The sequence below is a fragment of the Bacillus licheniformis DSM 13 = ATCC 14580 genome (assembly GCF_000011645.1).
Lineage (GTDB): Bacteria > Bacillota > Bacilli > Bacillales > Bacillaceae > Bacillus > Bacillus licheniformis.
This window is the reverse complement of record NC_006270.3, coordinates 2420769-2433617: the sequence shown is the minus strand read 5'-3', so window position 1 is coordinate 2433617 and position 12849 is coordinate 2420769. Positions and strand designations below refer to the sequence as shown.

17 protein-coding genes are annotated in these 12849 nt (G+C 47.5%); all 17 read left to right on the top strand.

Going from position 1 to position 12849, the window contains the following annotated elements; translation table 11 throughout:
- Positions 1-60 precede the first annotated feature (60 nt).
- The 17 genes from spoIIM to TRNA_RS33825 all read left to right on the top strand — a co-directional run bounded on the left by spoIIM (position 61) and on the right by TRNA_RS33825 (position 12817).
- Positions 61-717: a stage II sporulation protein M gene (spoIIM, locus tag TRNA_RS33905; protein WP_003183180.1), complete on the top strand. Its 657-nt coding sequence runs from the start codon at positions 61-63 to the stop codon at positions 715-717.
- 118 nt (positions 718-835) lie between these two features.
- Positions 836-1285: a ferric iron uptake transcriptional regulator gene (fur, locus tag TRNA_RS33900; protein WP_003183178.1), complete on the top strand. Its 450-nt coding sequence runs from the start codon at positions 836-838 to the stop codon at positions 1283-1285.
- A 120-nt stretch (positions 1286-1405) separates the two neighbouring features.
- Positions 1406-1630 carry a YqzK family protein gene (locus tag TRNA_RS33895; protein ID WP_003183175.1) on the top strand — a complete coding sequence of 75 codons (225 nt, stop codon included), beginning with the start codon at positions 1406-1408 and terminating at the stop codon, positions 1628-1630.
- Between the two features lie 6 nt (positions 1631-1636).
- Positions 1637-2527: a site-specific tyrosine recombinase XerD gene (gene xerD, locus TRNA_RS33890; RefSeq protein WP_009327952.1), complete on the top strand. Its 891-nt coding sequence runs from the start codon at positions 1637-1639 to the stop codon at positions 2525-2527.
- A gap of 193 nt (positions 2528-2720) precedes the next feature.
- Entirely contained in the window at positions 2721-3905 is a 1185-nt protein-coding gene (gene deoB, locus TRNA_RS33885; protein WP_003183173.1) for a phosphopentomutase, read from the top strand.
- A 20-nt stretch (positions 3906-3925) separates the two neighbouring features.
- Positions 3926-4732: a purine-nucleoside phosphorylase gene (locus TRNA_RS33880; protein WP_035316189.1), complete on the top strand. Its 807-nt coding sequence runs from the start codon at positions 3926-3928 to the stop codon at positions 4730-4732.
- A gap of 157 nt (positions 4733-4889) precedes the next feature.
- Positions 4890-6062, top strand: a complete 1173-nt coding sequence (locus TRNA_RS33875) for a D-alanyl-D-alanine carboxypeptidase family protein (RefSeq protein WP_011198088.1) — start codon at positions 4890-4892, stop codon at positions 6060-6062.
- 93 nt (positions 6063-6155) lie between these two features.
- Positions 6156-6509 carry an anti-sigma F factor antagonist gene (gene spoIIAA / locus TRNA_RS33870; protein WP_003183167.1) on the top strand — a complete coding sequence of 118 codons (354 nt, stop codon included), beginning with the start codon at positions 6156-6158 and terminating at the stop codon, positions 6507-6509.
- Positions 6506-6946 (top strand): anti-sigma F factor, encoded by a 441-nt coding sequence (spoIIAB, locus tag TRNA_RS33865; protein ID WP_009327954.1) that lies wholly within the window; start codon positions 6506-6508, stop codon positions 6944-6946. Before spoIIAA ends, spoIIAB begins: the two co-directional genes overlap by 4 nt.
- Before the next feature lie 12 nt (positions 6947-6958).
- Complete coding sequence (sigF, locus tag TRNA_RS33860; protein WP_003183162.1) at positions 6959-7726, top strand: RNA polymerase sporulation sigma factor SigF; 768 nt, start codon at positions 6959-6961, stop codon at positions 7724-7726.
- 167 nt (positions 7727-7893) lie between these two features.
- Positions 7894-8514, top strand: coding sequence for a stage V sporulation protein AA (locus TRNA_RS33855; protein ID WP_009327955.1), 621 nt, complete (start codon positions 7894-7896; stop codon positions 8512-8514).
- On the top strand, positions 8504-8929 hold the full coding sequence (locus TRNA_RS33850; protein ID WP_003183156.1) for a stage V sporulation protein AB: 426 nt from the start codon (positions 8504-8506) through the stop codon (positions 8927-8929). Before TRNA_RS33855 ends, TRNA_RS33850 begins: the two co-directional genes overlap by 11 nt.
- A gap of 13 nt (positions 8930-8942) precedes the next feature.
- Positions 8943-9392 carry a stage V sporulation protein AC gene (gene spoVAC / locus TRNA_RS33845; protein ID WP_003183155.1) on the top strand — a complete coding sequence of 150 codons (450 nt, stop codon included), beginning with the start codon at positions 8943-8945 and terminating at the stop codon, positions 9390-9392.
- 12 nt (positions 9393-9404) lie between these two features.
- On the top strand, positions 9405-10424 hold the full coding sequence (gene spoVAD / locus TRNA_RS33840; RefSeq protein ID WP_009327956.1) for a stage V sporulation protein AD: 1020 nt from the start codon (positions 9405-9407) through the stop codon (positions 10422-10424).
- Between the two features lies 1 nt (position 10425).
- Positions 10426-10776 carry a stage V sporulation protein AE gene (spoVAE, locus tag TRNA_RS33835; protein ID WP_003183151.1) on the top strand — a complete coding sequence of 117 codons (351 nt, stop codon included), beginning with the start codon at positions 10426-10428 and terminating at the stop codon, positions 10774-10776.
- 6 nt (positions 10777-10782) lie between these two features.
- Positions 10783-11385, top strand: a complete 603-nt coding sequence (locus TRNA_RS33830; protein ID WP_003183148.1) for a stage V sporulation protein AE — start codon at positions 10783-10785, stop codon at positions 11383-11385.
- The gene (locus TRNA_RS33825) at positions 11345-12817 is read left to right on the top strand and encodes a spore germination protein (RefSeq protein WP_003183145.1); all 1473 of its coding nucleotides are present in this window, start codon (positions 11345-11347) and stop codon (positions 12815-12817) included. Before TRNA_RS33830 ends, TRNA_RS33825 begins: the two co-directional genes overlap by 41 nt.
- The last annotated feature ends 32 nt before the right edge of the window (positions 12818-12849 follow it).

Below are 12849 nucleotides of genomic sequence, written 5' to 3'. Positions count from 1 at the left end.
CGGCTCTCTTTTCTCTCATACAATCTATTAAAATCAAAAGCACGTCTGGGAGGAAGATACATGCGGAAGCCCACAATCAAAGAGCTCATCTTTCAACATATGAAGGACCATCTGTCGATCTATTTATTTGTTTCTGTGCTGTTCTTAATGGGTGTGATTTTCGGCGCGGTCATCGTCAACAGCATGACGATCGGTCAAAAAGAAGATTTGTTCTACTATTTGAATCAATTTTTTGGACAGCTTTCCGAAGGAAAAGCAGCCAGCTCAAAGGAAATGTTTTTGCAGAGCTTTCTTCATAATATGAAATATTTAGGCTTAATGTGGATTCTCGGGATATCCATCATCGGTCTGCCCGTCATTTTTATCATGGTCTTCTTAAAAGGGATCGTCGTCGGATTTACAGTCGGCTTTTTGGTCAATCAAATGGGAATCAACGGCTTTTTCCTGTCTTTTGTCTCCGTGCTCCCGCAAAATATTCTGCTGATCCCGGCGTACTTGATCATGGGCACCTGCGCCATCGCCTTTTCGATGAGGCTCATCCGCCAGCTTTTTGTTAAACGCAGCCTTGCAGAAGCACCTGTCCATTGGTTTGGCCGCTACGCTTTTGTACTCGTCCTGATTCTCGCAATGTCTCTTATATCCTCTTTCTTTGAAGCATACCTTTCGCCAGTGTTGATGGAAAAGCTGACAGAGTACGTCTTGCCGAAACAGCATTAATTTATAATGATTATTAAAAAATATTCATTTTGTTTCTCAATTTATAATGATTATAGTTGGCTCTCTGCGCTTGTTTTGTTATAATAAGCTAGGTAATGCGGCGTAGGAGGGAAAGTCAATGGAAACACGTATTGATCGGATTAAAAAGCAACTGCATTCTTCCAGCTATAAACTCACCCCTCAGCGCGAGGCTACTGTAAGGGTGCTGCTAGAGAATGAGGAAGACCATTTAAGCGCAGAAGATGTATACCTCCTCGTAAAAGAGAAATCTCCTGAGATTGGTCTTGCGACAGTATATCGGACTCTTGAACTGTTAACTGAATTAAAAGTAGTGGATAAAATCAATTTTGGCGACGGTGTGTCAAGATATGACCTCCGCAAAGAAGGTGCCGCCCATTTCCATCACCACCTGGTTTGTATGGAATGCGGTTCGGTTGTTGAAATTGAAGAAGATTTGCTTGAAGACGTGGAAGAAATCATTGAAAAGGATTGGAAATTTAAAATAAAAGACCACAGGCTGACGTTCCACGGCATCTGTCATGACTGTCAGCAAAAGGAATCGGAATAGCCTAAACCGGAGAGAACCCTTTCAGCCATGAGCGGGTTCTTTTTTGATTCAGACGTATAAAACTTGTCTCATTTGGCATAAGTTTTAGTAATCGAATCAAAAGAAGGGACCTGAAACCGTATGAAAATGCTGAAAACGGCCGCCGATATGATCAAGGTGTTTGTGCTGTTTACCGGTTTTACCGTCTTGTTTTATTATGCTATGATATGGATAAATTCAGAGTATGAAAACTATCATCGGTATGATAAACCTGAAGGAGCAGCCCTCAAGGTCGCCTCGATGGAAGAGGACGAGCAGGGCAGCTGGTTTAACCGGTTAATCTTTTTTTATTTGAACGGGGAGTAGGATAGCGTGAAAGTTCATATTAAAGACTTTATCCACTACGCCGTTGTTGAACGGGGGCTTTCCCACAACACGGTTGTGAGCTATGAACGGGATTTGAACAGCTACGCCGCCTATTTAGAGGAGCAGGAGCAGCTGAGCTCTTTTGACCAGGTGACAAGGCTGCACATCATCCAGTTTTTGAAGCATTTAAAAGACGCCGGAAAATCCGGAAAGACGGTCGCGAGGCATCTCGCTTCCATCCGCAGCTTTCACCAGTTTCTGCTGAGGGAAAAAGTGACGGCCCAGGACCCGTCCGTCCATATTGAATCGCAAAAAACGGAACGGACCCTTCCGAAGGTGCTGTCATTACAGGAAGTCGAAACGCTTTTGGATACGCCGAAGCTGACGGGGCCGTTCGGCTACCGCGATAAAGCAATGCTGGAGTTATTGTATGCGACAGGAATCCGCGTCAGCGAGATGATCGCATTAAAGCTGTCCGATGTCCATTTATCGATGGGCTTTATCCGCTGCTTCGGGAAAGGAAGAAAGGAGCGGATCGTTCCGCTCGGCGAAGCGGCGTCACATGCGGTCGGCGAATATCTGTCAAAAGCGAGGGGCAAGCTTTTGAAAAAAAATACCGAAGACGCCCTGTTTCTGAATCACCACGGCAGACAAATGAGCCGCCAGGGGTTTTGGAAAAATTTAAAGAAAATCGCTTTGGAAGCGGGAATTAATAAAGAGCTGACGCCGCACACGCTGAGGCACTCATTCGCCACACACTTGCTCGAAAACGGAGCCGATCTCCGGGCCGTTCAGGAAATGCTCGGACACGCCGACATTTCGACGACGCAAATTTATACGCACGTGACGAAAACAAGGCTGAAAGATGTGTATAGGCAATACCATCCCCGTGCATAGCCTGAAAGGACAGGCGGTAGCACGGTTTTTCATGTTGAGGGAGTAGCAAATTGCGGGAAGTTTCTCACTATTTCCGTTCGTATTGTCAACTGTTGTGTAAACGGTTTATACTTGGCTAATAGCGGTATTTTGGTTTTTTTATGCCAAGCGTGACAGCCTATAGCTGACAGAAAGAAAAAAAGGAGGCCGACAAATGCCTGCATTTGATTATAACCGCGTATTTTTAATAGTAATGGATTCCGTTGGAATCGGCGAGGCGCCTGATGCCGAAAAATTTAATGACAAAGGCGCAGATACATTGGGCCACATTGCCGAACACATGGGAGGCATCAGCCTGCCGAACATGGCAAAGCTCGGGCTCAGCAACATCCGTGAAATCAAAGGCGTCGAAAAGGCGGAAAAGCCGCTTGCCTATTACGGCAAAATGAAAGAAGCCTCAAACGGAAAAGATACGATGACTGGCCATTGGGAGATTATGGGACTTTACATAGACAAACCTTTCCGGGTGTTTCCCGAAGGTTTTCCGGACGAATTGATCCACGAACTTGAACAGAAATCCGGAAGAAAAGTGATTGGAAACAAGCCTGCATCAGGCACTGCGATTTTGGATGAACTCGGTGCGGAGCATATGGAAACCGGCGCGCTGATCGTCTACACCTCAGCAGACTCCGTTCTGCAGATTGCCGCACACGAAGAAGTCGTGCCTCTCGAGGAATTGTACAAGATCTGCGAGATCGCGCGCGAGCTGACGCTTGACGAGAAATATATGGTCGGACGCGTTATTGCGAGGCCGTTTGTCGGCAAGCCGGGCGAATTTAAACGGACGCCGAACCGCCATGATTATGCGCTGAAGCCGTTTGACAGAACCGTGATGAATGAATTGAAAGATGACAGCTTTGATGTGATTGCGATCGGCAAAATCTCCGATATCTACGACGGCGAGGGCATTACGGAATCGCTCAGAACGAAATCGAATATGGACGGGATGGACAAGCTGGTGCAAACGCTTGACAAAGGTTTTACTGGGATCAGCTTTGTAAACCTCGTGGACTTTGATGCGCTGTTCGGACACCGCCGCGATCCGGAAGGATACGGAAAAGCGCTCGAAGAGTTCGACGCGCGCCTTCCTGAAGTATTTGAAAAGATGCGCGAAGATGATCTGCTCATCATTACCGCCGACCACGGCAATGATCCGGTTCACCATGGCACTGATCATACAAGGGAGTACGTTCCGCTTCTTGTATACAGCAAAAAACACGAAAAGCCTGGGGCGCTTCCGCTCGCAGATACATTCGCGGACATCGGCGCAACGATCGCCGACAACTTTAAAACGAATATGCCAAAGTACGGAAAAAGCTTTTTATCCCTGCTGAAATAGGAGGAAACGACGTGAAACAGATGATTGCAAATGCCGCAGACTATATTAAAAGCAAAACGGAAATCAAACCTGCGGTCGGCCTGATATTGGGATCCGGCCTTGGCGTGCTTGCCGATGAGATAGAAGACGCCGTCCGCATTAAATATGAAGACATCCCGGACTTTCCTGTTTCCACTGTTGAAGGGCATGCCGGACAGCTTGTCATCGGCAGACTTGAAAATGTGCAAGTCGTCGCGATGCAAGGGCGTTTTCATTTTTACGAAGGGTATTCCATGGACAAGGTAACCTTCCCTGTCCGTGTCATGAAAGAGCTGGGGATCGAGACTTTAATCGTGACCAATGCCGCAGGCGGCGTCAATGAATCGTTCCGTCCCGGCGATTTGATGATCATATCCGATCATATCAATTATATGGGAACGAACCCGCTGATCGGTCCAAACGATTCCTCGCTCGGCGTCAGATTCCCGGATATGTCGTCCGCATATGATAAGGAACTGCGCCTCTTGGCGAAAAAAACAGCCGAAGAATTGAACATCAGCGTACAAGAAGGGGTTTACACAGCCGTTACAGGACCTACATACGAAACGCCTGCCGAAGTGCGGTTCCTCAGAACGATCGGATCGGATGCCGTCGGCATGTCGACGGTTCCGGAAGTCATCGTGGCAAAACATGCGGGCCTTCGCGTGCTCGGCATTTCGTGTATATCAAACGCGGCAGCCGGAATCCTCGATCAGCCGCTCTCCCATGATGAAGTGATCGAAGTCACCGAAAAAGTAAAAGCCGACTTCTTGCGGTTTGTTAAAGCGGCAGTCGCCAAAATCGGCTAAAACTACAGCGAAGTTGAAATATGAGCCAGTGCAAGTTCAAATGAGAGCCTGCATTGGCTCTTTCTTTTTGGTCGTTGAGAAATTTTTTCCAACCGATCCGTATAAATCCAACCGGATTGGAAAAAATAGAGAGGATTACGAAATGGAGGTCTGGGTGATGAAACGTCATTTATCCAAATTGCTGATTTTTACGATAATCCTGATGACTGCGCCGTCGGCGCTTGCAAAAGAGAGCGCAAAGAAACCGTCGGAGCTTGCTGATGACGCAAAATCTGCCGTTTTAATCGAGCGGGATACCGGTAAGGTGATGTATGACAAGAACAGCCGTGAAAAGCTTCCTCCGGCCAGCATGACAAAGGTGATGACCATGCTGCTGATCATGGAGGCCCTTGATGAAGGCAAAATCAAAATGAAAGACAAAGTCAGAACAAGCGAGTATGCCGCTTCAATGGGGGGTTCGCAAATTTTTCTAGAGCCCGGTGAAGAAATGACGGTTGAAGATATGCTGAAAGGGATCGCCATCGGATCGGGTAATGATGCCTCTGTTGCAATGGCAGAGCATATTGCGGGGTCTGAAGAGGAATTCGTCAAAAGAATGAATGAAAAAGCTGCTGAGCTCGGCCTCAAGGATACGTCTTTTCAAAATACGACAGGTCTGCCTGAAGAAGGCCATTACAGCACAGCCTATGACATGGCGCTCATGGCGAAAGAGCTTTTAAAATATGAAAACATCACGAAATTTACGGGAACGTATGAAGACTATCTGAGAGAAAACACTGATAAAAAATTCTGGCTCGTCAACACAAACCGCCTCATCAAATTTTATCCAGGAGTTGATGGAGTCAAGACCGGCTTTACAAATGAAGCAAAGTACTGTCTGACAGCTTCAGCGAAAAAAGGAAACATGCGCGTCATCGCTGTCGTTTTTGGAGCCAGCACGCCGAAAGAACGAAATGCCCAAATCACAAAAATGCTTGATTTTGCGTTCAGCCAATATGAAACGCATCCGATGTATAAACGTAACGAAATCATTTCCGATTTGAAGGTCAATAAAGGCCGTGAGCAAAAAATAAACCTTGTCACATCAGAACCGATTTCCCTTTTGACGAAAAAAGGCGAAAATATCGAATCTGTTAAAAAAGAAATCAAACAGAAAGAAGATATCCAGGCCCCTGTCAAAAAAGGCACAGAGCTTGGGACGCTCGTTTTGAAAAAGGATGGAAAGGTGCTCGCTGAAAGTCCTCTTGTCGCTGAAAAAGATATGGACAAAGCGGGGATGTGGACGATGTTCAAGCGGACGATGACCCACTGGACGAAGTGGAGTGAATAATGCCGAACGGTCACTAGTTTTGTCACGGTGAAGGAATTTATAAAGTCTGAAGCGAAACACTCATTATCCGATTTAAACCAAGGAGGAATGAGGATGAGCCTCGGAATCGATATTCACGTCAAAGAATCCGTATTATGCATTCGGTTGACAGGTGAACTCGATCACCATACAGCAGAAACCTTGAGAAAACAAGTCAGTGACCATCTGGAACAAACCGACATTCGCCATATTGTCATGAATCTTGCAGACCTTTCGTTTATGGACAGTTCAGGGCTTGGCGTCGTGCTCGGCAGATATAAGGAGATTAAGCAGCTCGGCGGAGAAATGATCGTCTGCGCCATTTCCCCTGCTGTCAAACGTTTATTTGATATGTCCGGGCTGTTTAAAATCATTCGCCTTGAGCAATCAGAGCAGCGTGCACTTGAAACGTTGGGGGTGGCGTCATGAAAAATGAAATGAACATTCAGTTTACAGCGCTCAGCCAAAATGAATCGTTTGCACGGGTGACAGTCGCTGCTTTTATCGCTCAGCTTGACCCGACGATGGATGAACTGACCGAAATTAAAACGGTCGTATCCGAAGCGGTCACAAACGCGATCATTCACGGTTATGAAAACTCAGGGCAGGGAAACGTATATATTTCCGTCACTCTCGAGGACCATATTGTCTATTTAACGATCCGCGACGAAGGAGTCGGCATCCCTAATCTTGAAGAAGCGCGCCAGCCCCTGTTCACGACAAAGCCTGAACTCGAGCGGTCGGGAATGGGCTTTACGATCATGGAAAATTTCATGGATGATATTTCGATCGACTCCTCACCTGAGATGGGAACCACAATACACTTAACAAAGCACTTATCAAAAAGCAAAGCGCTTTGCAATTAAGGGAGATTTGTTATGGATGTGGAGGTTAAAAAAGAAAACCAGAACACTCAGCTTAAAGACCATGAAGTGAAAGAACTGATTAAAAACAGCCAGAACGGCGATCAAAAAGCAAGGGACCTCCTCATAGAAAAAAACATGCGTCTTGTTTGGTCTGTCGTTCAGCGTTTTTTGAACAGAGGCTATGAGCCTGACGACCTCTTTCAAATCGGCTGCATCGGCCTCTTGAAGTCGGTGGACAAATTCGATCTTTCCTATGACGTTCGGTTTTCCACCTACGCCGTTCCGATGATTATCGGCGAGATTCAGCGGTTTATCAGAGATGACGGAACCGTCAAAGTGAGCCGCTCGCTGAAAGAACTCGGCAACAAAATCCGGCGGGCGAAAGACGAGCTTTCCAAGTCAAACGGCCGGATTCCGACCGTTCAGGAAATCGCCGATTATCTCGAAATCAGTTCAGAAGAGGTCGTGATGGCCCAGGAAGCGGTCCGCTCTCCCTCGTCCATTCATGAAACGGTTTACGAAAACGACGGGGACCCGATTACACTTCTGGACCAAATCGCCGATCAGTCGGAAGAGAAGTGGTTCGATAAAATCGCTTTGAAGGAAGCCATCAAGGATTTGGATGAACGGGAAAAGCTGATTGTTTATTTAAGGTATTACAAAGACAAGACGCAATCTGAAGTTGCCGACCGCCTCGGCATATCCCAGGTGCAAGTCTCGAGGCTTGAGAAAAAGATTTTAAAGCAAATCAAAAACCAGATGGACCATTTTGAAAGCTGAGGCTGCTCATGTTGCAGGCAGCCTCGGATGTCCGATGAAAAACCGGACGCTCTTGGGAGCGTTCCGGTTTTTTTGTGTGGTAATTTATGGTCTTTTGCGCCTTTCTGAATGATAAATGGGATGTACTTCATACTACAACTATAACCATCATATAGGAAGTGACCCAGATGGAACGTCAAGTTTTTATCAGACTCCGCCACCGGCTTGAGGCAGATCCGGATGAATTGATTTTGCTCGGCCATATCGCACAGGTAGCGGGTGACCGCGGATACAAAGAAAAGCTTGAACGGCTGCCTATTTATCAGGTCAGCAAAGCGGATCAAAGCATGGTGGTGCTGGACGTGATGAAGGTGATTGAAGCTGTACATAAATCGTTTCCTGACCTTGATGTCCAAACCGTCGGCGGTTCTGAAACCATCGTGGAGATCCAATATCCGAAAAGGGATCTGTCGCCCGTGCTTTTCATCGCCGTCTGGCTGCTCTTGTTCGTCGGTGCCGGCCTTGCCGTCATGAACTTTCATGAAGATGTCAGCATGAGGGAAGTGCACATCCTGCTTTACGAAATGGTGACGGGCAAGGTGAACCGCTATCCATACCTTTTGCAGGTTCCGTACAGCATCGGTCTTGGCCTCGGCATGATCTTGTTTTTTAATCATTTATTTAAAAAACGGTTTAACGAGGAGCCCAGCCCCCTGGAGGTCGAGATGTTTAAATATCAGCTTGATTTGGACCATTATGTGGCCATGCACGAAAACAAAGAAACGACAAAGGATATTCATGATCATTAGCGTGATATTTATCATCTTTCTCGGACTCGCAGGAGGGGTTGCTGTTGGATCCGGCTTTGTCGCTTTTCTTACCGTGCTTGGCATTATCCCGAGGCTGACTCAGCTGACGAAAACAAAAGGATTTATCCAGGCGTATGAATGGGCTGTCATTTTAGGCGCGGTTTTCGGAGGATGGGAATCGCTGAACATGTCCCGCTTTTTTTTATCCAAATGGCTGCTTGTTCCGATCGGCCTTTTTGCGGGCGTTTTCATTGGAATGCTTGCAGCGGCGCTAACAGAAGTCTTGAACGTGCTGCCGATACTGGCGAAACGCATCGGGATGGGAGACCGGATTTTGATACTTTTAATGGCCATTGTTTTCGGCAAGATTCTCGGATCGATGTTCCAATGGCTCATTTTTGTTCATTTGTCATAAAAGGAGGATTATGATGTCAAGTTTGAAAGATAATTATCAATCGAAAGTTAAAGCGTATCAGCCTTCACCGCCTTATGTCCTGAACTGTATCAAGGCATTTCTCGTCGGTGGTCTGATTTGTACGATCGGCCAGGCTTTCCAGAATTTTTATATGGCTGTGTTCCATTTTGATGAAAAAACGGCCGGGAACCCGACGGTTGCCACGCTGATCCTGATCTCCGCTCTGTTAACAGGCCTTGGCGTCTACGACAGAATCGGACAGTTTGCCGGCGCTGGTTCTGCCGTTCCGGTTACAGGGTTTGCCAACAGTATGACGAGCGCAGCGCTGGAGCATAAAAGCGAAGGCTACGTCCTCGGCGTAGGGACAAACATGTTCAAGCTTGCGGGAAACGTCATCGTGTTCGGTGTTGTGGCCGCTTATATTGTGGGGATGATCCGCTTTGCCTTTGACAAGCTGTTTTAGGAGGAAAACATCATGAAATTAACAGGAAAACAAACATGGGAATTCGAGAACCCGCTGTTTGTTAACTCAAGCGGAACAGCGGTCGGTCCCAAAGAAAAAGAAGGTCCTCTTGGACACTTATTTGACAAAAGCTATGATGAAATGCACTGCAACCAGAAAAACTGGGAAATGGCAGAGCGCAAGCTGATGGAGGATGCGGTTCAGTCCGCGTTATCAAAACAAAATCTTAAAAAGGAAGACATCGATATCTTTTTGGCTGGCGATCTGCTCAACCAAAACGTGACAGCCAACTATGTGGCGCGGCATTTGAAAATTCCTTTTCTCTGCTTATTTGGAGCATGCTCGACATCAATGGAATCGATCGCGATCAGTTCGGCGTTGATTGACGGGGGTTTCGCAAAGCGCGCCCTAGCGGCAACCAGCAGCCATAATGCTACGGCAGAAAGGCAGTTCCGCTACCCGACGGAATACGGGGGGCAAAAACCGGGAACCGCGACTTCGACAGTGACCGGAAGCGGAGCGGTCGTCCTCAGCCAGCAGCCCGGCGGAATTAAAATTACAAGCGCAACTGTCGGAAGGGTTATCGACTTGGGGATTACCGATTCGCAAGATATGGGGTCGGCGATGGCACCCGCTGCTGCGGATACGATCAAGCAGCATTTGGAGGATCTGGGACGCACCCCTGATGATTACGATCTGATCTTAACCGGCGACCTTTCAGGCGTCGGCAGCCCGATTTTGAAGGATCTGTTAAAAGAGGAAGGAATCAATGTCGGGACAAAACATAATGACTGCGGGCTGATGATCTATACGCCTGACCAGCAAGTTTTTGCAGGTGGAAGCGGATGCGCTTGTTCCGCGGTCGTCACCTTTGCCCATATTTTCAAAGAAATTGAAGCGGGAAGGCTGAACAGAGTGCTTGTTGTCGCGACAGGCGCCCTTTTAAGCCCGACGATCATCCAGCAAAAAGAATCGATACCATGCATTGCCCATGGCGTCGTATTTGAACGGGCCGAAAGGGGGAACGCTTAAGATGGAGTATGTCATTGCTTTTATTGCAGGCGGGCTGATTTGCGTCATCGGACAGCTCTTGCTTGATATCTTCAAAATGACGCCGGCTCATGTCATGTCAACTTTTGTCGTATCTGGAGCGATCCTTGACGGATTCGGCATTTACGACCGTTTTATCGAATTTGCCGGTGCCGGGGCTACAGTCCCGATTGTCAGCTTCGGCCACTCTCTTTTGCACGGCGCGATGCACCAGGCTGAGAAACATGGCTTTATCGGAATCGGCATGGGGATATTTGAACTGACATCTGCCGGTATATCTGCCGCTATCTTGTTCGCTTTTCTTGTTGCCGTGATTTTTAAACCGAAAGGATAAAGGAAAATGCCAGCAAAACGCAAGGTCATTTTGGTCACAGACGGCGATATATACGCTGCAAAAGCAATCGAATATGCAGCAAGAAAAACGGGTGGCCGCTGCATTTCCCAATCGGCGGGGAATCCGAGCGTTAAAACAGGACCGGAGCTTGTAACCATGATCCTGCAAACCCCTCATGATCCTGTATTCGTCATGTTTGATGATTCCGGACTTCAAGGTGAAGGCCCGGGAGAGACAGCTATGAAATATGTAGCGATGCATCCCGATATCGAGGTGCTCGGAGTCATCGCCGTCGCTTCAAAAACTCATTATGCAGAGTGGACGAGAGTCGATGTATCAATCGATGCAGAAGGCGAACTGACAGAGTACGGCGTCGATAAACACGGGGTCAAAGAGTTCGATGTCAAACGAATGAATGGTGATACAGTCTATTGCCTTGACCAGCTGGATGTTCCGATCATTGTCGGAATCGGTGATATCGGTAAGATGAACAGAAAAGACGATGTGGAAAAAGGTTCGCCGATTACAATGAAAGCGGTCGAGCTCATTTTAGAAAGGAGCGGGTATCATGAGTGCTCAAAAGCAAGAGAAGACGAACGTATTCCTTGATCCTTCTAAGAATGAAGCGTATTTCAAGAAGCGGGTCGGCATGGGAGAAAGCTTTGACCTTGGCGTACGGAAGGTCTTTATTCTCGGACATGAAGTTCAGCTTTATTATGTCAACGGATTGTGCGACACACAATACATCATTCACCTGTTAAGAGAACTGGTGCATCTGAATGATAAAGAAAAAGAATCGGGCGAGGTCGAAGACATCGTCGAAAACAGGCTTTTGAACCAGCAGGTTTCAAAAGCGGAAACGCTTGATGAAGCTGTCGACCAAGTGTTGTCAGGACTGGTTGCCATCATCGTCGAAGATGCGGGCTTTGCTTTTATCATCGATGTCAGAAGCTACCCGGGCAGAACGCCGGAAGAACCTGATACAGAAAAAGTCGTACGCGGTGCAAGGGACGGACTCGTCGAGAACATCATCGTCAACACAGCCCTGATTAGACGCCGGATCAGAGATGAGCGCTTGCGCTACAAAATGCTTCATATCGGTGAACGCTCTAAAACAGACATCTGCCTCTGCTATTTGGAAGACGTTGCAGATCCCGATCTTGTTGAAGTATTAAAAAAAGAAATTGAAGATGTGAAGATCGACGGGCTGCCGATGTCGGATAAATCGGTAGAGGAATTCCTGGTCGGCCAAGGCTACAATCCGTTTCCGCTTGTCAGGTTTACGGAAAGGGCAGACGTAGCCGCAAGCCATATTTTAGAGGGGCATGTCATCGTGATCGTCGATACGTCGCCAAGCGTCATCATCACACCGACCACTTTGTTTCACCATGTTCAGCATGCTGAGGAATACAGACAGACGCCGGCTGTTGGGACGTTTTTAAGGTGGGTGCGGTTTTTCGGTATTTTGGCCTCCACCTTTTTGCTGCCGCTTTGGCTGCTGTTTGTCATTCATCCGTCGCTCTTGCCTGATAATTTATCGTTTATCGGGTTGAATAAAGACACCCATATTCCGATTATCATGCAGATTTTCCTGGCGGATCTCGGCGTCGAATTTTTAAGAATGGCCGCCATTCATACGCCGACGGCGCTTTCGACTGCAATGGGCCTGATCGCCGCTGTATTGATCGGCGATATCGCGATCAATGTCGGCTTGTTTTCTCCCGAAGTCATTTTATACGTTTCCCTCTCGGCAATCGGAGCCTACACGACACCAAGCTACGAGCTGAGCCTGGCGAATAAAATGGTGAAGCTGTTTATGCTGATATTGGTGGCGCTTTTTAAAGTGGAGGGATTTGTCATCGGATTAACGATCTTAACTATAGTGATGACTTCGATCAGGTCATTGCGAACGCCTTACTTATGGCCTCTCCTCCCGTTCAATGGAAAAGCGTTTTGGCATGTTCTCGTGCGCACGTCCGTTCCAGGGGGAAAAGTCAGGCCGAGCATCGTTCATCCGAGAAACCGCTCCAGACAGCCGTGAAGCCGGCATTCGAAGAGGCTTTTCCCCGGGGA

Excerpts from the sequence above, each read along its gene's own strand:
- TRNA_RS33875 (WP_011198088.1), top strand. The coding sequence starts at position 4,890 with ATGAAACGTCATTTATCCAAATTGCTGATTTTTACGATAATCCTGATG.
- spoIIAA (WP_003183167.1), top strand. The coding sequence starts at position 6,156 with ATGAGCCTCGGAATCGATATTCACGTCAAAGAATCCGTATTATGCATT.
- TRNA_RS33830 (WP_003183148.1), top strand. The coding sequence starts at position 10,783 with ATGCCAGCAAAACGCAAGGTCATTTTGGTCACAGACGGCGATATATAC.
- spoVAD (WP_009327956.1), top strand. The coding sequence starts at position 9,405 with ATGAAATTAACAGGAAAACAAACATGGGAATTCGAGAACCCGCTGTTT.
- TRNA_RS33850 (WP_003183156.1), top strand. The coding sequence starts at position 8,504 with ATGATCATTAGCGTGATATTTATCATCTTTCTCGGACTCGCAGGAGGG.
- TRNA_RS33825 (WP_003183145.1), top strand. The coding sequence starts at position 11,345 with ATGAGTGCTCAAAAGCAAGAGAAGACGAACGTATTCCTTGATCCTTCT.
- fur (WP_003183178.1), top strand. The coding sequence starts at position 836 with ATGGAAACACGTATTGATCGGATTAAAAAGCAACTGCATTCTTCCAGC.
- deoB (WP_003183173.1), top strand. The coding sequence starts at position 2,721 with ATGCCTGCATTTGATTATAACCGCGTATTTTTAATAGTAATGGATTCC.
- TRNA_RS33880 (WP_035316189.1), top strand. The coding sequence starts at position 3,926 with ATGATTGCAAATGCCGCAGACTATATTAAAAGCAAAACGGAAATCAAA.
- spoVAE (WP_003183151.1), top strand. The coding sequence starts at position 10,426 with ATGGAGTATGTCATTGCTTTTATTGCAGGCGGGCTGATTTGCGTCATC.
- sigF (WP_003183162.1), top strand. The coding sequence starts at position 6,959 with ATGGATGTGGAGGTTAAAAAAGAAAACCAGAACACTCAGCTTAAAGAC.
- spoVAC (WP_003183155.1), top strand. The coding sequence starts at position 8,943 with ATGTCAAGTTTGAAAGATAATTATCAATCGAAAGTTAAAGCGTATCAG.
- TRNA_RS33895 (WP_003183175.1), top strand. The coding sequence starts at position 1,406 with ATGAAAATGCTGAAAACGGCCGCCGATATGATCAAGGTGTTTGTGCTG.
- spoIIAB (WP_009327954.1), top strand. The coding sequence starts at position 6,506 with ATGAAAAATGAAATGAACATTCAGTTTACAGCGCTCAGCCAAAATGAA.
- TRNA_RS33855 (WP_009327955.1), top strand. The coding sequence starts at position 7,894 with ATGGAACGTCAAGTTTTTATCAGACTCCGCCACCGGCTTGAGGCAGAT.
- spoIIM (WP_003183180.1), top strand. The coding sequence starts at position 61 with ATGCGGAAGCCCACAATCAAAGAGCTCATCTTTCAACATATGAAGGAC.